Origin of the sequence: Aeromonas sp. s4 (assembly GCF_040907855.1) — a bacterium.
GTDB lineage: Bacteria > Pseudomonadota > Gammaproteobacteria > Enterobacterales > Aeromonadaceae > Aeromonas > Aeromonas caviae.
Genome location: NZ_JBFOCP010000003.1, coordinates 40,249 through 66,361, shown reverse-complemented (window position 1 = coordinate 66,361; position 26,113 = coordinate 40,249). Strand labels below are relative to the sequence as shown.

The following is a 26,113-nucleotide window of genomic DNA, read 5'->3' as shown; positions in this document are numbered from 1 at the left end:
CAGGACGCGCGCCTGCCTTTCACCATGGATATCGGGGCGCCTCTGCGCCCCTGCACTGCATCGAGGAAATATCATGGGGACATCCTATTTCATCACGGGCACGGACACCGACGTGGGCAAGACCCTGGTGGCCCGCACCCTGTTGCTGGCGCTTGCCGCCAGAGGCATTCGCTGCGCCGGGTACAAACCGGTGTCGGCGGGCTGCACCCGCACCCCGGAGGGGCTTCGCAATCTGGATGCCTTGCTGTTGCAGCAGGCGGCCACGGTTGCGCTGCCCTACGAGCAGGTCAATCCCTATGCCTTCGAGCCGCCCATCGCCCCCCATATCGCCGCCCGTGAGCGGGGGGTGAGCATCCCCTTCGAGGGGCTGTCCGCCGGCTTGCGGGAGATTGAGGGAGCTGGGGCCGAACTCGTGATCGTCGAGGGGGCGGGGGGCTGGTTCCTGCCGCTGGATCATCAGCGTCTGCTCTCGGAGTGGGTCGCCCAGGAGCGGCTGCCGGTGATCCTGGTGGTGGGGGCCAGGCTGGGCTGCCTCAACCATGCCCTGCTCACCGTCAGCGCCATTCGCCAGCAGGGGTTGACCCTGGCGGGCTGGGTCATCAACCGGGTGGATCCGCACATGAGCCGCTACGAGGAGAACCTGGACACCTTGAAAGCCATGTTGCCGACCCCATTTCTGGGGGAGCTCCCCTTCGTGGACGCGGTGAATGAGGTGGATTTGCACCACTGTCTCGATGTGTCGCCCTTGCTCTGAGGCCAGACATTCAGCAAACATTCATCGAGTCTGTCTATTATCTGGGGCAAGTGTGGCATCGGTCGCCCCTGGGGCGCCCCGAACCATGCATCCATATCTCACAAGGAGTCAATATGAAGCGAATTATGCTATTCCTGGTGACCAACCTGGCCGTCATGCTGGTGCTGGGGGTGGTACTCAATATCCTGTTCTCGGTTCTGGGGATCAACAAGTCCAGCATTTCCGGTCTGTTGGTGTTCTGCGCCGTGTTCGGTTTTGGGGGTTCCTTTATCTCCTTGCTGATGTCCAAGTGGATGGCCAAGCGCAGCTATGGCGTCCAGGTCATCGAGCAGCCCCGCAACGAGACCGAGCACTGGCTGGTGAGCACTGTGGCCCGTCAGGCCCGTGAGGCTGGCATCAAGATGCCGGAAGTGGGGATCTACGACTCCCCCGAGATGAACGCCTTTGCCACCGGCGCCCGCCGTGACGACTCCCTCGTCGCCGTCTCCTCCGGTCTGCTCTACAGCATGAGCCGCGACGAGGCGGAAGCCGTGCTGGCCCACGAGGTGAGCCACGTGGCCAATGGCGACATGGTGACCCTGACCCTGATCCAGGGGGTGGTGAACACCTTCGTGATGTTCTTCGCCCGCATCGTGGCCGGCGTCATCAGCAACTTCTTCAGCTCCAACAACGAGGAAGAGAGCAGCAGCACCGGCGGTTTCGCCTACATGATCACCGTGTTCGTGCTGGAGATGGTGTTCGGCGTGCTCGCCTCCATCATCGTCATGTGGTTCAGCCGTCAGCGCGAGTTCCGTGCCGACGCCGGTGCCGCCAAGCTGGCCGGCCGCGACAAGATGATTGCCGCGCTCCAGCGTCTCGCCCGCGGTGCCGAGCCGCAGATGGAGGGTTCCATGATGGCGTTCGGCATCAACGGAAAGCGCTCCATGAGCGAGCTGTTCATGAGCCACCCGCCCATCGAGCAGCGCATCGCCGCCCTGCGTGGCTGATAGCCAGTCATCTAAAGAAAACGGCTGCCCTCGGGCAGCCGTTTTGCATTCCGGGGACAGGGTTTTGCCCCCCGATCACCCTATTTGATCACCAGATCCGTCAGGGGCACGGCGCAGCAGGCGAGGATCTTGCCCTCGGCCCGCTCGGCGGCGCTGATGGCGGGGGCATCGGGGTGATCCACCTCGCCCGAGACCAGGGTCTGCTTGCAACTGCCGCAGATACCGGCACGGCAGCTCCAGGGCAGCTCTACCCCCTGCTTGTTGGCCTGATCCAGCACGGTGCCCTGGTTGTTGCCCGCAAACTCCCGCTCGCCGATACGCAGTTGCACCGCCTGATGGGGGCGGGCCACCGAGAGCAGGGCCCCGCCAAAGCTCTCCTGGCGGATGCGCCCGGCCGGTACGCCGAGGGCGGTCAGCCGGTTGGCTGCATCGGCCATGAAGCCGTGGGGGCCGCAGATGAACACCTCCCGCTCCTGCAAATCCCGGATCCGGCCCAGGTGATCGTCATTCAGACGGCCGCTGAGCCCCTGCCAGTGTTTGTCAGGCTGGCTCAGGATCAGGGTGAGGGTCATTCCCTGCTGCGCCATGGCGTGCAGCTCGCTGGCGGCAGGGATGTCTGCCTCGCTGCGACACAGGTGCATGAAGTGGACGTCACCGAGCTCCCCCCGTAGTGCCAGAGTGCGGGCAATGGAGAGCATGGGGGTGACACCGGATCCCGCCGAGAGCAGCAGCAGCCTGCGCTCGGCCCCTAGGTGAAACTCGCCGGCCGGGGGGGCGGCCAGCAGGTGATCGCCCACGCGCAGCTCATGGTGCAGCCAGGGGGAGAGGCGGCCATCGGCCAGCTTCTTGACGCTGATACTGTAACGCTCGGGCCGCTCCGGCGTGGAGCTCAGGGTGTAGCGGCGCTGAACCCGTGTGTTTTTGATATCGAGGCTGATGGGCAGGTGCTGTCCAGGCAGATAGTCGGGCAGGGGCTCGCCGTCGGCGGCCTCGAACCAGAAGGTTTCCAGATCCCGGGCCAGGGGTTCCCGGGCGACGCACACCAGCTCCCGCTTTTTCGGGGCCGCGTTGGGGTAGACCGGCGCCCGGGCCCGCTCCAGCACCTCGATCTCGCTGCCCGCCTCAATCCACCCCTCGTTCAGGGCCACCAGATTCTGGCCGAAGTAGACCTCACCATCTTCGCCACGGCGGTAGCGGGTGAGGGTGGCCAGCGGCTCTTTCAGGGCATTGAAGCGCTCCGTGCCTGCCTCCACCGTGGTCATGATGCAGCGGCTGCACGGCTTGTCCACCCGAAACTCCACCTCGCCGATGCGGATCCGCTTCCAGCCATCCTCTTCGAAGGGGCGGGTGCCGCTCGCCACCAGGTTGGTACGAAACTGGCTCATCTGGTGCAAGGCATCGGATCTCAGGTTGAGATCCTCAAGGGAAGCCTGGCTGATGAGCAGCAAGGGGTAGCCGTCCGCAAAGCTCACCCGGGTGCCGGTCTTCTCCCGAAAACGATCGGATGCCTCCCCGAGCCAGAGCAGGCGCACCGGCTCCCTCGCCACCCGGCTCAGCCACTCATCGGCGTCGGGCCCGGTGTGCAGGGCGGTAAAGCGATCCCCCCAGACACCGGTGTGCTGAGGGGCGCGACTGAACGCCGCCTCCATGAGGGCAAGGGGGGGCAGACCTGGATAGCGCAGTTGCAGCCCCCCCTCGACGGGGGTGGCCACCACCTGCTGCAACTGGGGATGGGTGCGGGCGGTGATAAAGGTGCCATCCGGTTTGACCACCATGTAGCGGCGATCCCCGGCAAGTCCCTCCTGGGTCACCCGGGCGCGCTCCAGCGGCATGCCTGCCGTCGATTTGATGGGGTAGAGATGTATGCTGGCGAGGGTCGGCATGTCCTGGTCCTTGTGCTGTGGCGATTCCTGTGAAGAGGGGAAGATAACGATTCCTGTCCCGGGCGGCAATCTTCTCCTGCTGCCCACGTCGAGGGCGGCGAGGGGGCTCGGGCGACAGGCCCGAATGGCTGCGGGGTGTGACGGGGATCCGGTTGTGAAGGGGGCGACCCATAAAGCGCAACATTTATTGATCCTGATCCACCATGTCGTACAAAAAACGGCCCATCATCGAGCCAGCTTCCAGTTTCTAACGCTTTCGCTTCTTCCCCCTCCGGCCACCGTCTGCCCAGGCAAAACGGTATCAAGCGCATTCGGATGGGGCCTGTCACACAAAAAGAAGAAAGCAATGTATGAGCAAACAACTGGATATGACCCCACAGCCGGATCTCTCCCAGAAAACGGGAACAGGCCCGGTCCGCACCCGGCTGCCCGTTTGGCGGCCGGCCCTGCCACCTTGCAACCATGCCTGCCCGGCTGGCGAGAACATCCAGGCCTGGCTCGCCTTGGCCGAAGCGGGCCGCTTTGAAGCGGCCTGGCAACGCCTCATCGAAGAAAATCCCCTGCCTGCGGTCCACGGGCGGGTCTGCTATCACCCCTGCGAAACGGCCTGCAACCGTGCCCAGGTGGATGATGCCGTCTCCATCCACGCCATCGAGCGCTTCCTCGGCGACGAGGCACTGGCCTGTGGCTGGCAGCCTGCGCCCCCCGCCCCCGCCAGCGGCAAGAAGGTGCTGGTGATCGGCGCCGGTCCCTCTGGCCTCTCCTGCGCCTGGCACCTCAACCGGCTTGGCCATCAGGTGGAGATCCGCGAAGCGGGCCCGCTCGCCGGCGGCATGCTGCGCTTCGGTATTCCCGCTTACCGTCTGCCTCGCGAGATGCTGGATCGGGAGGTGGCCCGCATCGTGGCGGCCGGGGTGACCCTGACCCTCAACCACAAGGTGGAGGACGTGCTGTGCGAGCGCGACGAGGGGGGCTTTGACGCCGTCTTCATGGCCATCGGCGCCCATCTGGCCAAGCGGGTCGATATTCCGGCCCGGGAGGCGGGCAAGATCCTCGATGCGGTGAGCTTCCTAGAACAGGCGAGTCTGGCCGAAGAGAAAGGACTACCACCGCCCAAACTGGGACGGCGGGTGGCCATCTACGGCGGTGGCAATACCGCCATGGATGCGGCCCGCACCGCTCGTCGCCTCGGTGTGGAAGAGGCGATGATCATCTACCGCCGCGACCGGGACCATATGCCGGCCCACGCTTTTGAAGCCGATGAGGCCGAGGAGGAGGGGATCAAGATCAACTGGCTGCGCACCATCCGCCAGCTCGATAACACCAATATTGAAGTGGAGGTGATGACCCTCGACGAGCATGGCAAGCCGGTGCCCACCGGCCAGTTTGAAACCCTCGAAGCGGACTCCCTCATTCTGGCGCTGGGTCAGGAGGTCGACCTCTCGGTGCTGGAGAGTATCCCTGGCGTGCGGGTCAACAAGGAGGGGGTGGTGCAGGTCGGCGAGAACCTGATGACGGACGTGCCGGGTCTCTTTGCCGGCGGCGACATGGTGCCTTCCGAGCGCACCGTCACCATCGCCACCGGTCACGGCAAGAAGGCGGCGCGCCACATGGATGCCTGGCTGCGCGGTCGCCTCTACCACAAACCGCTTTCCTATTCATTGGTGGGGCCAGAGCAGTTGCAACTCTGGTTCCAGACCCACGCGCCCGCCAGCAGCCAGCCGGTCAAACCGGCGTGGGCGCGGGACGACTTTGGCGAGATCATCGGCGGGCTGGATGAGGTGGCCGCCCGCTACGAGGCGGCGCGCTGCTACTCCTGCGGCAACTGCTTCGAGTGCGACGGCTGCTACGGCAGTTGTCCCGAGCAGGCCATCGCCAAGCTGGGGCCGGGTCTGGGGTATCAGGTGGATGCCGAGCGCTGCACCGGCTGCGGTGCCTGCCATGACCAGTGTCCCTGCCATGCCATCGAGCTGCGCCAACCGGAGGAGTCCCAATGAAACATGAACTGATCATGGTTGACGGCAACGAAGCCGCGGCTCGGGTGGCGTACCAGCTGAGCGAAGTGTGTGCCATCTACCCCATCACCCCGAGCTCGACCATGGCCGAACTGGCTGACGCCTGGGCGGCAGAGGGACAGACCAACCTGTGGGGCAACATCCCCACAGTCGTGGAGATGCAGAGCGAAGGGGGAGCGGCCGGCACGGTACACGGCGCCCTGCAGGCGGGGGCGCTCGCCACCACCTTCACTGCCAGTCAGGGGCTGATGCTGATGCTGCCCAATATGTACAAGATCGCCGGTGAATTGACTTCGGCGGTGTTCCATGTGGCGGCCCGATCCTTGGCGGCGCAGGGGCTGTCGATTTTTGGCGACCATCAGGACGTGATGGCGGCGCGCAGCACCGGCTTTGCCATGCTCGCCTCCGGCTCGGTGCAGGAGGCGCAGGACCTGGCCTTGGTCGCCCACAGTGTCACCCTGCAGTGCCGGGTGCCCTTTATCCACTTCTTCGACGGCTTTCGCACCTCCCACGAGGTGAACAAGATAGTCGCCCTGCACAAAGATGAAATTCGCGCCCTTATCGACAACGACTGGGTACGCGCCCACCGTGCCCGGGCGCTCAACCCGGATCATCCGGTTATGCGCGGCACCGCCCAGAACCCGGATACCTATTTCCAGTCCCGCGAAAGCGTCAACCCCTTCTACGAAGCGGTGCCGGCGCGGGTGCAGCAGTGCATGGAGAGCCTCGGCGAGCTGACCGGCCGTCACTACCGGCTGGTGGAGTACCACGGCGCGCTCGATGCCACCGACGTCATTGTGCTGATGGGCTCGGGGGCGGCCACTGCCCGTACCACTGTAGATTGGCTCAACCAGCAGGATCGCAAAACCGGGGTGCTGGTCATTCGCCTCTATCGCCCCTTCCCGGTACAGGCGCTGCTCGATGCGCTGCCCGCGAGCGTGCGGCGCATGGCGGTGCTGGATCGCACCAAGGAGCCGGGGGCGGGCGGCGAGCCGCTGCTGCTGGATGTGCAGAGCGCCCTCATCGACGGCTTGCAGCGCGGCCTTATCAAGCGGCTGCCGTGGCTCAGTGGTGGCCGCTATGGCCTCTCTTCCAAAGAGTTCACCCCTGCCATGTGTGCGGCGGTGTTCGAGGAGCTGGCATCCGATGCACCGCGCCCGCGCTTTACCGTGGGGATAGTGGATGATGTGTCGGGCCTCAGTCTGGCCTGGCATCCCATCGGTGATCTGGAGCCCGCCAGCCGGGTGCGGGCGCTGTTCTTCGGCCTCGGTGCCGATGGCACAGTCGGTGCCAACAAGAACAGCATCAAGATCATCGGCGAGCTGGAGGGCTTCCACGCCCAGGGCTACTTCGTCTACGACTCCAAGAAGTCGGGCTCGCGCACCGTCTCCCACCTGCGCTTTGGTCCCGAGCCCATCGACGCCCCCTGGCTTATCGAGCAGGCGAGCTTTATCGGTTGCCACCAGTGGGGCTTTGTCGAATCGGTCGATCTGCTGGAGCATGCCGCCGAGGGGGCGACCCTGCTGCTCAATGCTCCCTATGAGGCTGACCGGGTCTGGGCCGAGCTGCCCGAGCGGCTGCGTGCCCGTATTCGCGCCCTCGATATCCGCCTCTACTGCATCGATGGGGATCGGGTGGCCGAGCGCAACGGTATGGGCAATCGCATCAACACCATCATGCAGACCTGCTTCTTCGCGTTGGCTGGCATCTTGCCGCGGGATGAGGCGATTGCGCTGATCAAGGAGAGCATCGCGAAGAGCTATGCCCGCAAGGGGCCCGAAGTGGTCGAGCGCAACTTCGCGGCGGTGGACGACACTCTGGCTCATCTGCACCAGGTGGCCATCCCGGCCGGTGAGGAGCAGATCAGCGACTATCCGCTGCCATTGGCGCCCGGCGGCAGTGAGTTTGTCCAGCGGGTCACCGGGGAGATGCTGGCGGGGCGCGGAGATCTGATCCCTGTCTCCATGCTGCCGGTGGACGGCACTTACCCCACCGCCACCAGCCGTTTCGAGAAGCGGGATATCGCCCGCGAGATCCCGATTTGGCACTCCGATATCTGCATCCAGTGCGGCAACTGCGTCTTCGTCTGCCCCCATGGGGCGCTGCGGGCCAAGTTCTACCATCAGGACTGGCTGGCGAGCGCCCCCGAGGCGGCGCAGTCGGTGCCCGTCACCGCCAGGGGTTTCCCCGACAGCCGCTACACCCTGCAGCTCTACCCGGAGGATTGCACCGGCTGCGGTCAGTGCGTGCAGGCCTGTCCGGTGCGGGTTGGGGCAGATGAGAGCCATGAAGGCGATCGCGCCATCACCATGATGGACAAGACGCCCCATCTGGCCGGCCAGAAACAGGCGCTGCGCTGGTTCGAGGGCCTGCCCTGGCCTGCCCGCGAGCGGGTGGACTTCTCCACTGTGCGCGGCACCCAGTTCCTCGAGCCCCTGTTCGAGTTCTCCGGTGCCTGCGCCGGCTGTGGCGAGACCCCGTACCTCAAGCTGCTGACCCAGCTGTTTGGCGACCGCATGCTGGTGGCCAACGCCACCGGTTGCTCCTCCATCTACGGCGGCAACCTGCCGACCACGCCGTGGGCCAAGAACGGTGAAGGGAAGGGGCCAGCCTGGTCCAACTCCCTGTTCGAGGACAACGCCGAGTTTGGCTTTGGTTTTCGTCTCACCGCCGATCAGCATCACGGTCAGGCGGTGGCAGCCTTGCAGGCGATGAAGGGGGAGATCGGGGTCGAGCTGGTGGAGACACTTGTCAGCGCCCCGCAGCGGCTGGAGTCGGAGATCCGCGCCCAGCGTACCCGGGTGGCGCAAGTGCGCGAGCGGCTGGAAGAGGTGAAATCCGGCAAGGCTCGCGAGCTGCTCTCGCTTATCGATCAGCTGGTGCGTCGCTCGGTCTGGATCATCGGCGGCGATGGCTGGGCCTATGACATCGGCTCGGCGGGGCTCGATCACGTGCTTGCCTCCGGGCGCGATGTGAACGTGCTGGTGATGGATACCGAGGTCTACTCCAACACCGGCGGCCAGATGTCGAAATCGACCCCGCTCGGTGCCGTCGCCAAGTTCGCGGCGGGGGGCAAGACGCTGGCCAAGAAGGACGTGGCCTTGCAGGCCATCTCCTACGGCAACGTCTATGTTGCCCGCATCGCCTTTGGTGCCAACCCGCAGCAGGCGCTGCAGGCCTTGCGTGAGGCCGAAGCCTATCCGGGCCCGTCGCTGATCATCGCCTACAGCCACTGCATCGCCCACGGCATCGACATGGAGTTTGGCCTGACCCAGCAAAAACGCGCCGTGGCCTCCGGTCACTGGCCGCTGATGCGCTACAACCCGGTACTGCGCAGCGCCGGGCAGAACCCCTTCAGCCTCGACAGCCTGCGCCCCTCCATCCCCCTTGCCGAATATCGGCAGCAGGAGACCCGTTATCGGGTGCTGGCCCAGAGCCACCCGGAAGAGGCACAGCGGCTGATGCAGGTGGCGCAACAAGTGGCGTGGCAGAAGTGGGCCACCTACGAGGAGATGGCCACCCGCGAGGCCAGCCATTTCCATCCGCCGGTGTGAGGATGGGGTGAAACAGGTATGACAAAGCGGGCCTGTTGGCCCGCTTTGTTTTCCGGTGCCAAGGGAAGTGGCCGTTGCCGCGCCTTGGGGCGGCCAACAAAAAGCCCGACGTCGGGCCGGGCTGGCAGGATAAGTTGCTTATCCAGGTATTCGTCGAGGCGTCTAGTGTGGATGTTGTTTGAGGATGTCGTATATCTCCTCTTTCAGTTTAAGTTTCTGTTTTTTCAGATCCTTCACCTCGGAGCTGTAGTCGCTGGCGTGGTGTTTCTCCAGCTTTCTGATCTCCGCATCCAGGTCGTTGTGCAAGTCAAACTTCTTCTGGAAATGGACATCACTGCTCTTCAGTTTCGAGATGAGATCTCTGTACTCCGGAAACATGTAATGAAGCCTCCTTGTTGTCGTTTGATTGTGCCTGCAAGACCAAAGTACCCCTTACTGCCGGGGAGAAACGTGATCCCGATCCAATTCGGGGCCACGGAATTGCTGCATGGGAAGGGTGATTTTTAACTGTTTGAATTACATGATGATTGCCTGCTGACCCAGGGGCAGCAGAGGAAAGAAGCGGGATCCGCTTCACATTCGGGAGAGGGGGTCTGCAACGGGGCGGGCAACAGAAAGGGGCGCGGGGCCCCTGACTGGAAACGGGTGAGCCGTTTACTCTTTTTTCTTTTTCTTCTCGGGCAGGGGCTTGCCGTCTCTGGCTATCACCTTGCCTGCCTCGAAACCGATCTGCGCCGCCAGCTCTTCCAGATCCGGCGCCTTGGCCTCGTTGCCGATGGCGTACTGGTAGTTGGCGATGGAGATCTTCTCCGCCACCGGTGTGCCCGGCACGATGGGTTCGCGCCAGCCCTGACCGATGTGGGCCACCAGGGTGCCGTTCATGATGAGCTCGCCGACGATCTCCTGGGTGGGGATGCCCTTGCCGTAGGTGAGGCCCTGCGGGTGCTTCTTGCCAACCAGGGGCTCGGTGCTGGCGGGCATCAGCTTGGTGCGGATCAGCCACTTGGGCGATTTGGTCTTGCCCACCGCCTTGCCGGTCTGGTACTCGTTGATCTTGATGGTCTTGATCATCTGGGCCGTGAACTCCTTGGTCAGGGCCTTCTGGGCTTCGCTGGTCTCGTCGATGACGATGGGGGCCACATACCAGGTCTGGGGAGCCTGCGCCTTGGGGGTCGCCGGGGCGGTTTGCGCCATGGCGAGCGGGCTGAGCAGGATGGCCGTCAACAAGAGTCCGATTTTCTTCATGGTGATTCCGCTTATGTTTCGACAAGAATTTTGTTTTGCCAGCGACGACTGCGCCAGCGCCAGAACATGGCCAGACCGCGCACCCACTCGTCGCAGGCGAGGGCCAGCCAGATGCCTACCAGGCCATAGCCCTGCATGATACCAAGGAAATAGGCCAGGGGAACGGCAATGCCCCACATGGAGACGAGCGCCATGTAGAGCGGGAAACGGGCATCCCCGGTGGCGCGCAGGGCGTTGATCACCACCAGATTGAAGGTGCGACCGGGTTCGAGGATGAGGCTGATGAGGAAGAGCTGCGCCACCTGGGTGATGATGTCGGCGTCGTCGGTGAACAGGCTGATGATGGCGCGGCCGTTGAGGGCGGCGGCGATGGCGATGGCAGCGGTGACGATGAGGCCGAGTTTCAGGCTCTTCATCAGTTGGCGATAGGCCTGATCGAAGCGTCGGGCTCCCGCCAGGTGGCCGATGATGATCTCGTTGCCAAGGCCGATGGAGAGGCCGAACAGCAGGATGAACAGGCAGATCTGGAAGAAGTAGGACTGGGTCGCCAGCGCCTTGTCGCCGAGCAGGCCGACGAAGGCGGTCACCACCATGAACTGCAGCATCCAGGAGAGGTTCTCCCCCGCCGCCGGCAGACCGATGTGCAGCACCTTGTCCAGCATGGCGCGGCTTGGGCGGACGATCTCGGGCAGACGCAGCCGGATGCCAGTCTTGCGCGCCACCAGCCATACCAGCAGCACCACCCCGACGATGCGCCCCGCCACCGTGCTGATGGCGACCCCGGCGACCCCGAGCTGGGGCAGGCCGAACCAGCCATAGAGCAGCAGCAGGTTGCCGACGAAGGTGATGAGGTTGACGATGAGGGTCACGTACATGGCCTGGCGGGTGTGGCCGTGGGCACGCAGGGTGGCGGCCAGGCAGAGGGCCGCCGCCTCCGGCAGCAGGCAAAGCCCGATGATCTGCAGGTAGAGGCTGCCGTCGCTCATCAGGTGGGCAGGCAGGTTCATCAGCGCCAGCATGGTGCCGGCCCCCGCCATGACGCCGACCGCGGCCACCAGTCCCACCAGCAGGTTGAAGCCGATGGCGGTGTGGATGACGACGCGGGCTTTTTCCTTGTCTCCCGCCCCCAGATACTGGGTGATCACCACGCTGGTGCCGATGCTGACGAAGCTGAACAGGGTGATGGCGAGATCGAAGACCTGGTTGCCCACCGCGAGGGCCGCCACCCCCTGATAGGAGACGTGGCCCACCATGAAGGTGTTGAGGGCCCCGGTCAGAAAGTGGAGGGCCAGATCGATGAACAGTGGCCAGGTCAGGGCGAAGAGGGAGCCCGGGCCCGCGTGGGATTGAGTCTGCATGGGATATCCAGGTGCTGGCGATGGCCCTCGTCAGGGCCAACTGGAGGGGCATTTAACACCAAGCGGGGGCGGGGTGCAATCCTGGTCGCAGGAGGAGGGGGCCTGTGACCAGGGGATGTCTCTCAGACCGGCGTGGCGCCGGCCTCCTGCTCGCTGGGGCGGGTGAGGCGCGCCGAGTCGGGCAGGTCGTCATCGTGCGGCCAGCGGGTGATCAGGGCATCCGTGGTGCTCTCCACCCCCTCGTCGTCCCGGAACACCGGCTCCCGGTAGCAGCGGGTCATGCGCAGGGCCTGGTACATGTCGGGGCAGAGGATGATGCCATCCTCGCCGACCCGGATCCCCGCCTGTTTGAACCACTGGCTCATCTGGCCGTGACGACCGGCCATCACCATGTGGATGCCGCGCCGCTTGAGCTCCTTGTGCAGCTCTCCCACCATGCTCATGACGCTGATGTCCTGATGGGTGAAGCAGGCCACCGCATCCACCACCAGGCACTTGGGATTGTGGGGATCCTGCACCAGCAGCGCCAGTACCCGCCGCTTGAAGTAGGGGGCGTTGAAGTAGGTGAGCGGGGAGTTGAAGCGGTAGACCAGGATGCCGGGAATCGCCTTGGCCTGCTCGTTGTCCCCCAGGGTGCGCACCACCCCCTCGTCATCCATGCCGAGCAGCTGATCCGTGGGGCGCATCACGTTGCGCAGGAACTGGAACAGGCCAAGCAGGACCGCGAGGGTGATCCCCGGGATCACTCCCATGGTCAGCACGCTGATGAAGGTGATGAGGGCCAGCCAGAAGGCGGCGCGGTCCGAGTCGCGCAGGGCCCAGAGGCCGCGAAAATCCGTGAGCGACAGGGAGGCCATCACCAGCACCACCCCGAGGGCGGCGGTGGGAATGTATTGCAGCGGCGCCGTCAGGTAGAAGGTGACCAGGGCGATGACGGCGGCGGCGATGATGGAGACCAGCTGGCTTTTGCCGCCGTTGGCGTCGTTCACCGCGGTGCGCGAATCCGCCCCGCTGATGGCAAACCCCTGGGAGGCGGCGGCGGCCAGGTTCGCCATGCCCAGCGCCCTAAACTCCTTGTCCGCATCAATCTCGTAGCCGTTCTTGGCGGCAAAGCTGCGGGCGGTGAGCATCATGGAGACGAAGCTCACCATGGCGAGGTTGAGGGCGGGCAGCACCAGCTCACGGATAAGCCCAGGGGGAAAGTCCGGCATCTGGAAGGCGGGCAGCCCCGAGCCGATGGTCCCCAGGGTGGCGATGTCGACGCGGCCGAGATTGAACAGCCACACCAGGGCCGCTGTCACCACCATGGCCACCATGGAGGAGGGCCAGGCCGGTCTGTAGCGCTTGGCCAGCAGCAGGGTGAGCAGAGCGGTCAGGCTCATGGCCAGGGTGGGCAGATGGGTCTGGGTAATGTAGCTGGTGCCGTTCAGGATCCGCTCTATCAGGTAGCGCTCGCTGAAGGTGAAGCCGAAGATCTTGGAGAGCTGGCCCACCATGATGGTGATGGCCACCCCGTTGAGCAGCCCCATCAGGATGGGGCGGGAGAGAAAGTCTGCCAGCACCCCCAGTTTGAAGCGGCTGGCGATGAGGCACCAGAAGCCGGTCATGGCGGTCATGGTCATCACCAGTTGCCAGTGACGGGTGGGATCCCCGGCGGCGAGCGGCGTTACCACGGCGGCGATCACCGCGCAGGTGGCGGCATCCGGACCGACGATGAGCTGACGGGAGGTGCCAAAGAGGGCATACACCACCATGGGCAGGATGCAGGAGTAGAGGCCGACGATGGCGCCCACCCCGGCGAGCTCCGAATAGGCGATGGCCACGGGCAGGGCCACGGCCGCGACCGAGAGGCCAGCGCGAAGATCCGGCATCAGCCAGGCCCGCTGGTATTGCAGCAAGGCGGCGAGCCCCGGCAGCCAGCGCTCGAGAGAGAAGAAGTCGCGCATTATTTAACCCATTGAGTTACAAACATCTTTTTCTTAGTGTGCCCAAGGTTGTCGGCCCTTTGCAATCCGCTCATGGCCAGTTCACCACAAGGTCAGGCCAGATGCGTTGCCACCCCTTGGCCCTGACCCGTTCGCTAAAGATACGGCTCTCCTGGCGACAGCGCGGATTGGGGCTCACCACCAGGGACCAGTTGGGGGCAAAGCCGTAGGGGGCCAGCCACTCGAACGCATCATCTGCCAACAGGCGGACCCCGATGCAGGTGGGTATCTCCACCCAGTGGCTGAGGGCCGAGAGCGAGCTGGCAAAAGGAGGCACCTGCTGGCGCAGATGCATGCGGGCCTGGTTGCGCACCTCCCACGACTGGCCCGGCATCCTGGCGGCGAGCCAGGCTTCGTGATCGGCTTCCTTCAATCCAGTCGGATCAGCGTTGTCCAGATAGATAAGATCGATGTCGTTGAGCGGGGTGGGCTCGGCCTTGTCATGGAGGTGATCCCAGATGAGGTTGCGCACAAACCCCGCCCCCAGGGCCCAGTCGGGCAGGGCCAGCTCCCGCGCAGCCCGGAGGCAATCCATGCGCGGGTGATCGGCCCGCAGCAGGGCCTCGGTGCAGGCCCGCAGGTGCGCCTCCCGCAGCGGCCCGGCTTCAACCGGCATTGCGGCGCAACCAGACGTCGATGTAGCTGCAGCTCGGCACTATGGTAAGCCCCTCAGAGAGGGTCCAGTCGTAGAAGCGGCGGGCCAGCTTGTCGGCAATCCCCTGTCCGCGCAGCTCGGGGGGAACCTGGGTGCTGTAGGCGTCCACTGTGGTGGCGTCCAGCCGGCGATAGGCAAGGCGGGAGAGCTTGCCGTCCACGGTGCAGACAAACTGCTGCTGATCGGCCTGGTGAAGGATGTCGCTCATCGGGGGTCCTCTCTGGGTGAATGGGAAGATCAGAACATGGCGGACAGGGTTTGCCAACGCCATTCTTTGCGCCCATGGCGGGCTCGCTTACACTGGCCGGCCTGCGAATGGTCGCAAGGCAAGGTATAGAACATTGAGAGAGGATGGATCCGTCATGGCCTTCGCCACCCTGGACGAGCTGATAGGCAACACCCCGCTGCTGGCGCTGCACCGCATCAATCCGTACCCCGGCGTCACCCTGCTGGTGAAGTTGGAGGGCAACAACCCCGCCGGCTCCGTCAAGGACAGGGCGGCGCTGAACCTCATCAGGCAGGCAGAGGCGAGTGGTCACTTAGTGCCAGGAGCCCGGCTCATCGAGGCCACCTCCGGCAATACCGGCATCGCGCTGGCCATGGTGGCGGCGTCCCGGGGTTACCGGATGCGACTCATCATGCCGAGCAACATGAGTCAGGAGCGGCGCGACGCCATGCAGGCCTACGGCGCCGAGCTGGTGCTGGTGGAAGAGGGCATGGAAGCGGCGCGAGACCTCGCCCTGGCCATGCAGGCGCGGGGGGAGGGGCTGGTGCTCGATCAGTTCAACAACCCCGCCAACCCGGATGCCCACTACCGCTCCACCGGCCCCGAGATCTGGCGCCAGAGCGGCGGGGCGGTCACTCACTTCGTCTCGGCCATGGGCACCACGGGCACCATCATGGGGGTCTCCCGCTACCTCAAGGAGCAGAACCCGGCGGTGGCGGTGATCGGCCTGCAACCGGCCGAGGGGAGCCAGATCCCCGGCATTCGCCGCTGGCCCGAGGCCTACCGGCCCGCCATCTTCGAGCCTGCGCGGGTCGATGGGGTGCTGGATGTGACACTGGAAGAGTCCCTCGTCATGATGCGCCGCCTGGCGCGGGAGGAGGGGATCTGCTGCGGTGTCAGCTCGGGTGGCGCCGTGGCCGGGGCCTTGCGGGTGGCGGCGGAGATCGGGCAGGGGGTGGTGGTGGCGATCATCTGCGATCGGGGGGATCGCTATCTCTCCACCGGGGTCTTCACCCCCGATGTCTGACGGGCAAGGGGCCTGCTACTCCCAGGCCCGCTCCAGCAGGGCCAGCAACTGGTCCCTGTCCGCATCCTTGCGGTTGTAGAGCAGGGCGCCATCGTTGATGGCGAGATCCCGGATCCCGGGCAGCAGCGCCTTGTCGGTGAGGCCCGCCTCCCGCAGGGTACGGGGCAGCTTGACCGTCTGCCACAGGGTATCGCGCAGTGCCTGCAACGCCTCGATGGTGGCCTGGGGTCTCCCCTCGGCCGGGGTCGCGGCAAAGCGCTCCGGCCCCACCAGGGGCAGCAGCAGGAGGGCGAGCTCGGGGTCGATGCCGGGCCGGTTGTAGTCGAGCACGGTGGGTAGGAAGAGGTTCATACAGAGGCCATGGGGCAGGTGGCAGCGCGCTCCCAGACTGTGGCCGAGGGCGTGCACCAGCCCCACCATGGAGTTGGAAAACGCCATGCCCGCCAGGGTGGAGCCCTCTGCCAGTTGCAGCCGCAGGCCCTTGTCCGTCGGGTGGGCCAGCACCCTGGGCAGGGCGGTGGCAATCTTCTCCACCGCCATCAGGGCCAGGGCGTTACTGACCGGGTTCTTGCCGTTGCCGATGAAGGCCTCGATGGCGTGGGTCATGGCATCCATGGCGGTGGCGGCGGTGATGGGCAGCGGCAGCCCCAGGGTGAGGCGGGGATCCAGCACCGCCAGCCGGGGCAGCAGGAAGGGGGAGGTGAAGGGCACCTTGCGCCCGCTCCCTTCGTCCTTGATCACCGCCACCAGGGTCACTTCGGAGCCGGTCCCCGCCGTGGTGGGGACCACCGCCAGGGGGTTGAGGGGACGGGTCAGGCAATCCGCTCCGGCATAGTCGAGCAGCCGCTCGCCCCCCAGGGTCGCCAGTATGTTCACCGCCTTGGCGGTGTCGATGACGGAGCCGCCGCCAAGAGCGAGCAGGCTGTCACAGCCCAGCTCCCGGTAGTGGCGGGCGATCCGCTCCACCACGGCGGTGGAGGAGTCCGCCGGGATCTCGTCCCAGATGGCGGCGACCGGCAAGGCCCCTTCGGCCATCACATGGGCCAGCAGGGTGGCGAGCCCGCTGCCGCTGACCCCCTTGTCGGTGAGCAGCAGCGGGCGGCCAGCCCCCAATCCCCTCAAGGCATCCGGCAACTGCTCCAGCGCCTGCTCCCCCGCCATCAGCTTGACCGGGCAGAAAAAATCGTAATAACGGCTCATCCCGTTCTCCTCGTGTTCAACCGGTCAGAAGACCCAGATAGATGTGGCAGGCCCGCGCGAGCTTGCGCTGCGGGTCCGGGTAGTGGCGAAGCAGGGGCCGCGCGATGAAGGCGGGCAGGATCAGGCTCTGCAACTGCTCAAGCGCTCGCACCAGGTGCATGGCCGCGTCGAGATCCCCCTCCACCAGCAGCCGGTTTTCGCAAAAGGCCTGGTTGATGCCGAGGCGAAAACTGAGGGCGCGAAAGGCGACGGCGGGGTGCTTGAAGCGCACCCGCAGGGGGTGGGGGCCGTCATGGGCACAGGTCGAATGCGCCCTGCCAGCCTCCTCACCGCAGTGCCAGCGCCCCGCGAACTTGTAGAGACTCAGCCCCCGGGTCATGCCGTTTACCTCCAGCCTGATGGTGAGGCCATCCGGCAGGGGGGCAAGCTCGCGGCGCACCGCCTCGTCGACCCGGGCGGCGCGGCACAGGGTGCGGCCGATGATCCAGAGCAGGCTGCCAATCCAGAGGCGCCTGCCGGTGGCAAGCAGGGCGTCAGGGCGCATGAGAACCTCCGCTGATGGCGGACCAGAAGAGGGTGAAGGCGCTCTCCTGCCAGTGGGGGTCTTCTCCCAGTTCAGGCTGATCGACAAAGAGGGAGGCGCAGGCCAGAAACTGGCCCTGGCACACCTCCAGCATCAGGGCCGGCGGGGCCGACATCAGCTCGCCGCTGGCCTGGCCCCGGGCGAGCAGGCTCGGCAGAAAATGCAGGGTCTCCGCCAGGATCTGGCTGCGCAGGGGGCGGGCCAGCAGGGGGGAGTGGAAAAAGCCCAGCACGAACCTGAGCTCACGGGGGTGAGCCTGCATCCAGCCCATGGCCTGGTGCCAGTAGTGGCGGGCCTGCTCCTGGAGCGGCAGGGAGGCATCGGCCTCGGTGATGGCGGCGCCAAGGCGCAGTTTGATGTCCTGGTAGAGGCTCTGGATCAGCACCTCCTTGCTGGGAAAGTGATGAAACAGGGTGCCATTGGCCACCCCGGCCGCCTTGGCGATGCGGGCGGTGGCGGCGCCCTGCAGGCCATCCTCCGCGCACAGGGCCAGGGCGGCATCCAGGATCTGGCGGCGTTTGTCGGTCATGGTCTCTCGCATCTCTCCTCCTAGCGCAGGAACAGGGCCATCATCAGCCGCTGGTACCAGCGCCGATAGGGGGGGTGAATGAGGGAGCCTGTGCTGAAGCGCCCGCGGCGCAGCACGGTCTTGGCCTTGGAGAAGGTGAGAAACCCCTCGCGGCCGTGATAGTGGCCCATGCCGGAGGGACCGATGCCGCCGAAGGGGGCATCGTCCGCCGCCACCTGGAACAGACTCTCGTTGATGGCCATGCCCCCGGCGTGGGTCTCCCGGATGAGGCGGCGCTGCAGCGTCTCGTCCAGGCTCATCAGATAGAGCGCCAGGGGGCGGGGCCGGGCCGCCACATAGGCCAGGGCCTCCTCGATGTCGTCATAGGGCACCAGGGGCAGCAGGGGGCCGAAGATCTCCTGCTGCATCACCTGGCAGTGGCCGGGCACCTCGGTCAGCAGGTGGGGCACCAGTCTGCGGGTGGCGTCATCCCGGGCGGGTGTGACGCAGGGGTGGATCTGGGCGCCGGCCTGCCTCGCCTCCTCCAGCCAGGCGGTGAGCCGCTCGTACTGGGGAGCGTTGATGATGGCGCCATAATCCGGGCTCTCGAGCCCCTGGGGGTAGAGGCGGCGAAAATGGGCCTGATAGGCCTCGATGAAGGCCTGCTCCTGCCCCCTCGGCAGCAGTACGTAGTCGGGGGCCACGCAGATCTGGCCGGCGTTGAGGCTCTTGCCGAAGATCATCCGCTCCACCGCCAGGGCCAGGGGCATGTCGGGGGCGATGAGACAGGGGCTCTTGCCGCCGAGCTCCAGGGTGAGGGGGGTGAGCTGGGGGGCGGCCGCGGCCATCACCAGCCGACCCACCGCCGTGGAGCCGGTGAAGATGAGATGGTCGAAGGGGAGGGCGCTGAAAGCGGCCGCGATCCCCGCATCCCCCTCGATGACCACCACCTCGTCACCGCCGAGGGCCTCATCGAGCAGGGTGCGCAGCACGGCGTTGGTGTGAGGGGTGAACTCGGAGAGCTTGATCATGGCGCGGTTGCCGGCGGCGAGGGCGCCGATGAGGGGCCCAAGGCTCAGCATCACCGGGAAATTCCAGGGCACCATGATGCCGACCACGCCGAGGGGCTGATAGTGCACCTCGACCCTGGCGGGGGCCAGCAGCAGGCCGGAATGACGGCGCTCCGGTTTCATCCACCCCTTGAGCCGTTTCTGGGTGTAGTTGATCTGCATGACGCAAGGGAGCACATCGGCGATCAGGCTGTCGTAATCGCTGCGCTGGCCGTAGTCCCGGGCCAGGGCCTGACACAGTGCCTGCTTGTGGCGCAGCAGCCCCTGCTTGAGGGCATCAAGTCTGGCACGGCGGGACGCCAGATCCGGCATGGGGGTGGCCTGGCTGGCCTGCCTGAGCCGATGCAGTTGCTCGGGGAGGGAGAACTTGTCCGGTGAGGCGGGGGTGACGGTGGTGTCCATGGCATGCTCCGCACGAAAAGTGACCGACTGATTAGTCGGTCCAAATCTAGCGATTCGTTGCCGACTTGTAAACCGGGCGAGGGCAGAGGGTGGCTGCCAGTGGGCAGCGTTGTCCGGAACTGTGTCCGGGCTCCCATTTTTGAGGCATCCGGATTGGTCTTATATCTAATAAGGGGTAATTGTGGGTCACCAACTCGGAGGGAGAACCGCACATGACCAGGGAATTGCATAGCCTGCTGGCCCGGCTGGATGACGTGATCGCGCGCATGCCGGACAGTTTCAATACCTATGAGTTTGCCCAGAAGCTGGCGCTGCAACATCAGCAGGAGTATTTCGCCGCAGGCCACTCCCTGGCGGGCCAGGAGAAGAACCTGCTGCGCCTGCTCCACGAGAAGATTGCCCTGGCGCTGGCGAGCCATGAGGGCGTCATCGAGGGGGCCCTGCTGCCCTGCATGACCCCCTGGGGAGAGCGCGCCACCTCGCCCCGCTGGCACCGCAAGCACTGACCCTGCAACAACATGAAAAGGCCCCTCGGGGCCTTTTCATGTTGGGGGTCGCACCTACTGGACCAGCCTGCGGGCCTGCCAGTAGCGGCTGTTCCAGTAGACGTTGTCGAGGCGCGAGCGGATCACGCCCTTGCTGGTGGAGGCGTGGATGAACTCACCTGCCCCGGTGTAGACCCCGACGTGGTACTGCTGCCAGCCGGTCTTGAAGAAGACCAGGTCCCCGTGCTGGAGACGGTATCTGTCCACCGGGCGGCCGAGACTCGCCTGGGATTCCGTGGTGCGGGGCAGGGTGAAGCCCAGCACCTGGCTGTAGGCGAGCTGGGTGAAGGCGGAGCAGTCGAGACCGGCGCGGCTGGTACCGCCCATGCGATAGGGCACGCCGCGCCACTGCTGATAGAAGTTGTCGAATGCGCCGCTCTGGCGCACGGGAGGGGGAGGCTCCGGCGTGCTGGAGCAGGCGGCGAGAAGCAGGGCCAGCAGGGGCAGCAGCAAGGTGCGAAACATCTCAACTCCTTGATAGGGCACGGGGTTCATCATAGACGATGATCCTGCCTGGAACCTGAATGACAACGGCATTGACGAGTGGCCGCCTGTGGGGCAGCCACTGGATCACCCCGCCGGTTTGGGGGTAATGAGCGGCGTCAGCAGCTCGGCAATCTTGTAGAAGGTCTGCACCCGCGTGGTGCTGGGGCGCCACACCAGGCCTATCTCCCGATAGGGTTTCTCACCGGGCAGGGGGATGGCCACCAGGTCCGTGTTGTCGAGGATGCCCGCATCTATGGCCATCTGGGGCAGGAAGGTGGTGCCAAGACCGGCCCCCACCATTTGCACCAGGGTGTGCAGACTGGTGGCGGCGAAGGGGTTGATCTTGCTCTTGTCCCGCAGCCGGCAGGCGCTCACCGCGTGCTCCGTCAGGCAGTGCTCCCGTTCCAGCAGGAAGATGCTCTGGTTGGGCAGCTCCTTGTAGTCGAACGGCATGTGCAGGCCCGCAGCCATGTGGGAGGGCATCACCATGTGGAAGGGATCCTGGCCGACGGTCTTGCTGTGGAAGCCGCCGATCTCCACCGGCAGCGCCAGGATCAGCAGATCGAGCTGCCCCTGCTCCAGCTGCTTGAGCAGATTGGTGGTGGTGTCTTCCCGCAGCAGCAGCTCCAGATCCGGATAGGCCTTGCCGCACACCTGCAGCAGCTTGCTCAGCAGGAAGGGGGCGATGGTGGGGATGCAGCCCAGGCGCACCGTGCCGTGCATGACGCCCCCCTGCTGCTGCCCCAGCTCCATCAGATCCCGGGCGTCGGAGAGCAGGTTGCGCGCCCGCGCCACGATTTCCATGCCGACCGGCGTCATGATGAAGCTCTTGTGATCCCGCTCTACCAGTTGCAGGTTCATCATGTCCTCCAGGGTCTGGATCCCGGTACTCAGGGTCGACTGGCTGACATGGCAGGCCTTGGCGGCGCGGTTGAAATTCTTGTGCTCGTCCAGAGCGACCAGATACTGGAGCTGCTTCAGGCTGGGCCAACGTTGCATAGGAGAAACCCGATCGATGCTATCTATTTGATTTGATTAATCTACCATCGAGAAGCCCCGTTGTCGCCGACAAATCGGTGCCCCCTGGCAGGCGCACTGCCTCACGCACATGGGGTGGCCTGCGCCGATGGGCTGGCCACCCCTCATTGGTCAGGAGCTTATCCCCTTGTGCCGCGCCATTGAAGGGGCGCCGCCATGGGATGTGACGGGGATCGGCCTTCCGGCGTGGCGCCCTGCGCGCAGGAGCGGCCATAAAAAAACGCGCCGGTGGGCGCGTTTTTGCAGAAGGGGGGGGCGGACTATTCGTCGAAGATACCGAAGTGATCCTTGGCGAAGTTGACCCGCTGCTCCACGTTCATCTTGACCTGACCCAGCTTCTCGATGGTCTTGAGGTTGGGCACCAGGCCGCGACCGTTGGCGATCTGGATGGCAAGGCCCGGACGGGCGTTGAGCTCCAGCAGCATGGGGCCGCGGAACTTGTCCAGCACCATGTCGGTCCCGATGTAGCCAAGACCGGACATCTCGTAGCAGGAGGCCGCCAGGTTGAGCAGGGTGTCCCAGTGGGGCACCTTCAGATCATAGAGATCCAGTCCGGTGTCCGGGTGGTGGCGCAGCGGGTTGCCAAACTGCACCGCCCGCAGGGCGCGGCCGGTGCGCAGGCACAGGCCCACCCCCACGGCGCCCTGGTGCAGGTTCGCCTTGCCATCGGAAGCCGAGGTCGAGAGGCGCATCATGGCCATCACCGGGAACCCCTTGAAGATGATCACCCGGGCATCGGGGACCCCTTCGAAGGAGTAGCCGTCGAACACGTCGTCGAAGTTGATGAGCCCTTCCACCAGCGCCACGTCGGGCTTGCCGCCGAGGGAATAGAGTCCCGCCAGGATGTTGGAGACATGGCGCTCCAGATCCTGGCCGTTGGCGGCGCTGCCGTTGGGCTTGTAGAAGAGGCCGTCTTCCTGGCGCAGGATCACCAGGATCCCCTTGCCGCCGGAGCCGCGGGCCGGCTTGATGCAGAAGCCCGGCCAGTCTTTCACCAGCTCGGTGATGCGAGTCACGTCGTGCTGCTCGCGGATGGTGCCGATGAGTTCAGGCACCGTCACCCCCGCATCCAGCGCGATGCGCTTGGTCTTGAGCTTGTCATCCACCAGCGGATAGAGGCGGCGCGGGTTGTAGCGGCTGATGTAGGAGTGGTTGCGCTTGTTCATGCCGAGGATGCCTGCCTGGGACAGGCTCCACGGACTGGTGTATTTCTGCCAGAACCACATCTGTTACTTGTCCTTACCCGGGGTGGCACCAGACTTCATCTCGTCCACCAGCGGCTTGAAGCGCTTGAGCTCGCTCAGCTTGTAGCCGGTGTAGTTACCCATCAACAGCACGGTCGCCATCAGCACCAGCTGCAGGCCGAGGAAGTTGAAGGTGAGGTGACGAATGAGCTCGTTGTCCATGGCCAGGTAGGCGATGACCGCCACCAGCAGGGAGCCGCCGCCCTGGCGGAACACCTCTTTGGGACCCTCTTCTTCCCACAGGATGGACATGCGCTCGATGGTCCAGGAGAGGATGATCATCGGGAAGAAGGTGATCTTCATGCCGTCGGTCAGCCCCAGCTTGAAGGCGAACGCCGAGAAGATGCCGATCATCGAGATCACCATGATGATGATCGCCGATATTCGGGCGACCAGCAGCAGGTTGAGCCTCGAGAGGTAGGAACGGATCACCAGGCCGGTGCCGACGATCAGCAGGAAGCCGATGAGGCCGGTGACCAGCGAGGTCTGGATGAAGGCGACCGCGATCAGCACCGGCATGAAGGTGCCGGAGGTCTTGATCCCCACGATGACCCGCAGGAACACCACCATCAGCACGCCGATGGGGATGAGCAGCAGACCCTTGAACAGGGCTTGCTCTTCCAGGGGCAGGCTGTGGATGGAGAAGTTCATCATCTCGGATTTTTCGAACTTCTGGGCCAGGGCCACGTTGACCGGTTGCTCCTGCTCGATCATCGAGAAGGTGACGCGGGAGTTGTGACCGCCGGTGACGTCCAGGAGGGCGCCGGAGTTGTACTCCCACAGCAGCAGGTTGGCCGGTTGACCCTGTTCACCGCTTTGCGGGTTGAACAGCTTGTAGTCGGTCGGGCTGTTGAAGACCTGCAGGTAATCCACCAGCTCCTGACGGCGACGGCCATCTTCCAGGCTGAGGGCGTGAACCACCCGGGCCGGGACGTCCGCGTTGTTGAGCAGCTCGGCAATCAGATTGGCGCGGCTCTTGTGGGACTTGAGCAGCTCGGCGTTCTGTTCCTGCTTCTCGATCTCCTTGATGATCTCGCGGGTCAGGGTGTAGCCGTCGGCGGAGCGCTCCTGGGCGCGCTCCAGGATCTGCTTCATGGCCGTGGCGTAGGGCTCGCTCTCGATCTGCTTCTCGATGGCGGGCGGCTGCGGGTTGGCGGCGGGCTTGGCATGGGCATCGGCCATCATGTCGACCCGGTAGTAGAGCTCCTGACGGCCGGAGGCGGTGCGGATGGACCACTCGGCGCGGGCATCCCCGTCTTTTTCCACGAACGACAGGCCATAGCCCGGGCTCGCGGCGTTCTCGTTCATCAGGGTGAAGCCGGGCTGGGTGCCCGGAATGGCCAGGGAGGCGATCACCGGCTCGCCGGTGGCCTCGAACTCGAGTTTGGCTTCGATGGACCAGATCTGGCGCTTTTCACCCGGCGTGAGCGGGACGTCCAGCGCGATGTGATGATAGAAGGTCATCCCCAGGCCGACGATGTAGAGCAGGGCGACCAGCAGATAGAACGGCTTACGGGAAACCATGGATTATTTCACATCCTTGAGCTTGGGTTTGGGTTGGATATATTCGCGGGCCACGTCGACCACGGCGATGTCTTTGAGGAATTCACGGCCCAGCAGCACGGGGAAGGTCATGTCGCTGCGGTCCTTCAGGGTAAATTCGGCCTTCTCGGTCATGTCGCCGATGCGCACGGCGAGGCGGACCACGGGGCGACGGTCGAGATCGTCGGCGGAAGCCTGACGGACCCGCACGTGACGCACCAGGGGGGCTTCAATCTGGATCTTGTCGTCCATCTCCTGGTGGCTCAGGAAGAAGCGCACCCAGTTCTTGCCGTTGCGCTCGAAGATGGTGATCTCCTGAGCGCTGATGGAGGAGGTGGTGGCGCCGGTGTCGACCCGGGCCTGGAAGGCGTCGTTGGCGGCGTCAACCCAGATCCACTCCGCTTCACCCACCAGCAGCTTGCCATCGACGGTGTGGCCCTGGCTCGGCGCCGGGCACTTCTCGGTGGGAATGGGCATGGCCTTGGGCGGCTCGGGAGGCAGGGTAGCCAGCTTGCTGTCGACTTTCTTCACGGACTCTTTCATGTTGGTGACATCGGTGTTGAGCTGAACCAGCAGGTGCTGTTGCTGCACATACTGCTTCTGTTGCTGTTCCATGGATGTTTGCAGACGTTGCTCGCTCAACGAGATCTCGTTGCGCAGCTCGGCCAGCGTCAGGGTCGGGGCCGGGGGGGCTTTTTCCATACTGACACACCCGCCGAGACTGAGCAGGGAGAGCAGGGTCATTCCTTTTAATTTGCTTTTCATGTCATTCATTTAACTGTGCTTCCTGGAATTGGGTCAGTGTAACTTCCACAGCCGCCATCGGCTAGTCTTTGGCCTTTCTGGCGATCAGTACGGCACGTTTGGGTGCCGGGTATCCTTCGACCGTGAGTGCAGGATTGTGTGGATCCAGATAGTCACTCAGGGACTCGTTAATCATCCAGTCGGTACGACGCTGTTCGTCGGTGCTGGTCATATTCTCGTCGACGATGCGCACATCGGTGAACCCGCAGCGCTCGACCCAGCGTGTGAGGGCCGCGCTCGAGGGGAGGAACCAGACGTTGCGCATCTTGCCGTAGCGATCGGAGGGCATCAGCACCTGGTTTTCGTCGCCGTCCACCACCAGGGTCTCGAGCACCAGCTCCCCATCGTCTTTGAGCTGGTTGCGCAACTGCTCGATGTGCTCGATGGGGGACTTGCGATGATAGAGCACCCCCATGGAGAAGACGGTGTCAAAGGCTCGCAGCGCCGGCAGCTCCTGGATGCCGAGGGGCAGCAGGTGGGCGCGCTGGTCGTTGCCTGCGAAGTGGCGAATGGCTTCGAACTGGCAGAGGAACAGCGGGCTCGGGTCGATGCCGACCGCCAGCTTCGCCCCTTCCCCCACCATGCGCCAGAGGTGGTAGCCGCTGCCGCAGCCCACGTCCAGCACGTAGCGGCCCTGGAGCGGGCTGATGTGGGGCAGCACCCGATCCCACTTCCAGTCGGAGCGCCACTCGGTGTCGATGTGGATGCCGTGCACATGGAAGGGGCCCTTGCGCCAGGGCATGAGCTGGCGCAGCAGGCTCTCGGTCTTCTTGCGCTCACCCTCTCCCAGGCTATCGGGGCCGCCGATGGCGACCCGCTCTTTGAGCTCGATCCGGCCGGGGGCCACGACGGGCAGCTTGGCGAGGGCGCGGTTCCAGCGCGGCAGATCCCCGTGCAGGTTGTCGTGCTGCCAGGCGTGCAGCTGGGCGGGCAGGGTGTGCAGCCAGTGGCTCAACCGGTTCTTGGCGATCAGTTGATAAAAATGGGCGAAATCGATCATGGC

At 64.9% G+C, this 26,113-nt stretch carries 23 protein-coding genes; 6 read left to right on the top strand and 17 right to left on the bottom strand.

Annotation, left to right across the window (positions count from 1 at the left end; genetic code table 11):
- The first annotated feature begins 73 nt into the window (after nucleotides 1-73).
- Both bioD and htpX read left to right on the top strand, forming a co-directional pair.
- A complete protein-coding gene (gene bioD / locus AB5Y89_RS01170; protein ID WP_368222694.1) occupies nucleotides 74-754 on the top strand; it encodes a dethiobiotin synthase in 681 nt (226 codons plus the stop codon).
- A 113-nt stretch (nucleotides 755-867) separates the two neighbouring features.
- Nucleotides 868-1,740: a protease HtpX gene (gene htpX / locus AB5Y89_RS01165; RefSeq protein ID WP_010674070.1), complete on the top strand. Its 873-nt coding sequence runs from the start codon at nucleotides 868-870 to the stop codon at nucleotides 1,738-1,740.
- A gap of 80 nt (nucleotides 1,741-1,820) precedes the next feature.
- On the opposite strand, the gene AB5Y89_RS01160 is transcribed toward htpX, so the two are convergent.
- Entirely contained in the window at nucleotides 1,821-3,623 is a 1,803-nt protein-coding gene (locus AB5Y89_RS01160; protein WP_368222693.1) for an MOSC N-terminal beta barrel domain-containing protein, read from the bottom strand.
- A gap of 350 nt (nucleotides 3,624-3,973) precedes the next feature.
- On the opposite strand from AB5Y89_RS01160, the gene AB5Y89_RS01155 reads away from it, so the two are divergent.
- Together AB5Y89_RS01155 and nifJ are read left to right on the top strand one after the other, a co-directional pair.
- Nucleotides 3,974-5,620, top strand: a complete 1,647-nt coding sequence (locus tag AB5Y89_RS01155) for an NAD(P)-binding protein (RefSeq protein WP_368222692.1) — start codon at nucleotides 3,974-3,976, stop codon at nucleotides 5,618-5,620.
- Nucleotides 5,617-9,192 carry a pyruvate:ferredoxin (flavodoxin) oxidoreductase gene (gene nifJ / locus AB5Y89_RS01150; RefSeq protein ID WP_368222690.1) on the top strand — a complete coding sequence of 1,192 codons (3,576 nt, stop codon included), beginning with the start codon at nucleotides 5,617-5,619 and terminating at the stop codon, nucleotides 9,190-9,192. The genes AB5Y89_RS01155 and nifJ overlap by 4 nt, the downstream gene beginning before the upstream one ends.
- Nucleotides 9,193-9,354: 162 nt before the next feature.
- Here nifJ and AB5Y89_RS01145 read toward each other — a convergent pair whose 3' ends face one another.
- The 6 genes from AB5Y89_RS01145 to AB5Y89_RS01120 all read right to left on the bottom strand — a co-directional run bounded on the left by AB5Y89_RS01145 (nucleotide 9,355) and on the right by AB5Y89_RS01120 (nucleotide 14,643).
- Complete coding sequence (locus AB5Y89_RS01145) at nucleotides 9,355-9,570, bottom strand: YdcH family protein (protein ID WP_005313020.1); 216 nt, start codon at nucleotides 9,568-9,570, stop codon at nucleotides 9,355-9,357.
- Between the two features lie 276 nt (nucleotides 9,571-9,846).
- Nucleotides 9,847-10,437 carry a hypothetical protein gene (locus AB5Y89_RS01140; protein WP_010674074.1) on the bottom strand — a complete coding sequence of 197 codons (591 nt, stop codon included), beginning with the start codon at nucleotides 10,435-10,437 and terminating at the stop codon, nucleotides 9,847-9,849.
- Nucleotides 10,438-10,448: 11 nt separating this feature from the next.
- Nucleotides 10,449-11,795 carry an MATE family efflux transporter gene (locus tag AB5Y89_RS01135; protein WP_010674075.1) on the bottom strand — a complete coding sequence of 449 codons (1,347 nt, stop codon included), beginning with the start codon at nucleotides 11,793-11,795 and terminating at the stop codon, nucleotides 10,449-10,451.
- A gap of 122 nt (nucleotides 11,796-11,917) precedes the next feature.
- Nucleotides 11,918-13,741: a SulP family inorganic anion transporter gene (locus AB5Y89_RS01130; protein WP_368222688.1), complete on the bottom strand. Its 1,824-nt coding sequence runs from the start codon at nucleotides 13,739-13,741 to the stop codon at nucleotides 11,918-11,920.
- Nucleotides 13,742-13,811: 70 nt separating this feature from the next.
- Nucleotides 13,812-14,396: a nucleotidyltransferase family protein gene (locus AB5Y89_RS01125; protein ID WP_368222687.1), complete on the bottom strand. Its 585-nt coding sequence runs from the start codon at nucleotides 14,394-14,396 to the stop codon at nucleotides 13,812-13,814.
- Nucleotides 14,386-14,643 (bottom strand): GNAT family N-acetyltransferase, encoded by a 258-nt coding sequence (locus AB5Y89_RS01120; protein ID WP_041212700.1) that lies wholly within the window; start codon nucleotides 14,641-14,643, stop codon nucleotides 14,386-14,388. Before AB5Y89_RS01120 ends, AB5Y89_RS01125 begins: the two co-directional genes overlap by 11 nt.
- A gap of 154 nt (nucleotides 14,644-14,797) precedes the next feature.
- Here AB5Y89_RS01120 and cysM point away from each other — a divergent pair, with 154 nt between their 5' ends.
- Nucleotides 14,798-15,688, top strand: coding sequence for a cysteine synthase CysM (gene cysM / locus AB5Y89_RS01115; RefSeq protein ID WP_368222686.1), 891 nt, complete (start codon nucleotides 14,798-14,800; stop codon nucleotides 15,686-15,688).
- 15 nt (nucleotides 15,689-15,703) lie between these two features.
- On the opposite strand, the gene AB5Y89_RS01110 is transcribed toward cysM, so the two are convergent.
- From AB5Y89_RS01110 to AB5Y89_RS01095, 4 genes are read right to left on the bottom strand one after another with little or no spacing between them, the layout of a single operon-like run.
- A complete protein-coding gene (locus AB5Y89_RS01110) occupies nucleotides 15,704-16,888 on the bottom strand; it encodes an iron-containing alcohol dehydrogenase (RefSeq protein WP_368222685.1) in 1,185 nt (394 codons plus the stop codon).
- A gap of 16 nt (nucleotides 16,889-16,904) precedes the next feature.
- A complete protein-coding gene (locus AB5Y89_RS01105; protein WP_201887771.1) occupies nucleotides 16,905-17,432 on the bottom strand; it encodes a hypothetical protein in 528 nt (175 codons plus the stop codon).
- Entirely contained in the window at nucleotides 17,422-18,012 is a 591-nt protein-coding gene (locus AB5Y89_RS01100) for a TetR/AcrR family transcriptional regulator (protein WP_151027818.1), read from the bottom strand. Before AB5Y89_RS01100 ends, AB5Y89_RS01105 begins: the two co-directional genes overlap by 11 nt.
- Nucleotides 18,013-18,020: 8 nt before the next feature.
- Complete coding sequence (locus AB5Y89_RS01095; RefSeq protein ID WP_368222683.1) at nucleotides 18,021-19,451, bottom strand: coniferyl aldehyde dehydrogenase; 1,431 nt, start codon at nucleotides 19,449-19,451, stop codon at nucleotides 18,021-18,023.
- A gap of 212 nt (nucleotides 19,452-19,663) precedes the next feature.
- Here AB5Y89_RS01095 and AB5Y89_RS01090 point away from each other — a divergent pair, with 212 nt between their 5' ends.
- Nucleotides 19,664-19,957 carry a hypothetical protein gene (locus tag AB5Y89_RS01090; RefSeq protein ID WP_010674084.1) on the top strand — a complete coding sequence of 98 codons (294 nt, stop codon included), beginning with the start codon at nucleotides 19,664-19,666 and terminating at the stop codon, nucleotides 19,955-19,957.
- A gap of 54 nt (nucleotides 19,958-20,011) precedes the next feature.
- Here AB5Y89_RS01090 and AB5Y89_RS01085 read toward each other — a convergent pair whose 3' ends face one another.
- From AB5Y89_RS01085 to cmoB, 6 genes are all read right to left on the bottom strand, one after another.
- A complete protein-coding gene (locus AB5Y89_RS01085) occupies nucleotides 20,012-20,461 on the bottom strand; it encodes a C40 family peptidase (protein WP_029314241.1) in 450 nt (149 codons plus the stop codon).
- A gap of 105 nt (nucleotides 20,462-20,566) precedes the next feature.
- Nucleotides 20,567-21,481: a hydrogen peroxide-inducible genes activator gene (locus AB5Y89_RS01080; RefSeq protein ID WP_010674086.1), complete on the bottom strand. Its 915-nt coding sequence runs from the start codon at nucleotides 21,479-21,481 to the stop codon at nucleotides 20,567-20,569.
- 299 nt (nucleotides 21,482-21,780) lie between these two features.
- Complete coding sequence (locus AB5Y89_RS01075) at nucleotides 21,781-22,746, bottom strand: alpha-L-glutamate ligase-like protein (RefSeq protein WP_039039849.1); 966 nt, start codon at nucleotides 22,744-22,746, stop codon at nucleotides 21,781-21,783.
- A gap of 3 nt (nucleotides 22,747-22,749) precedes the next feature.
- Nucleotides 22,750-24,288, bottom strand: a complete 1,539-nt coding sequence (locus tag AB5Y89_RS01070) for an inactive transglutaminase family protein (protein ID WP_010674088.1) — start codon at nucleotides 24,286-24,288, stop codon at nucleotides 22,750-22,752.
- Between the two features lie 3 nt (nucleotides 24,289-24,291).
- Entirely contained in the window at nucleotides 24,292-25,050 is a 759-nt protein-coding gene (locus AB5Y89_RS01065) for an ATP-dependent zinc protease (protein WP_010674089.1), read from the bottom strand.
- Nucleotides 25,051-25,132: 82 nt separating this feature from the next.
- A complete protein-coding gene (gene cmoB, locus AB5Y89_RS01060; protein WP_053288620.1) occupies nucleotides 25,133-26,110 on the bottom strand; it encodes a tRNA 5-methoxyuridine(34)/uridine 5-oxyacetic acid(34) synthase CmoB in 978 nt (325 codons plus the stop codon).
- Nucleotides 26,111-26,113: the final 3 nt, after the last annotated feature.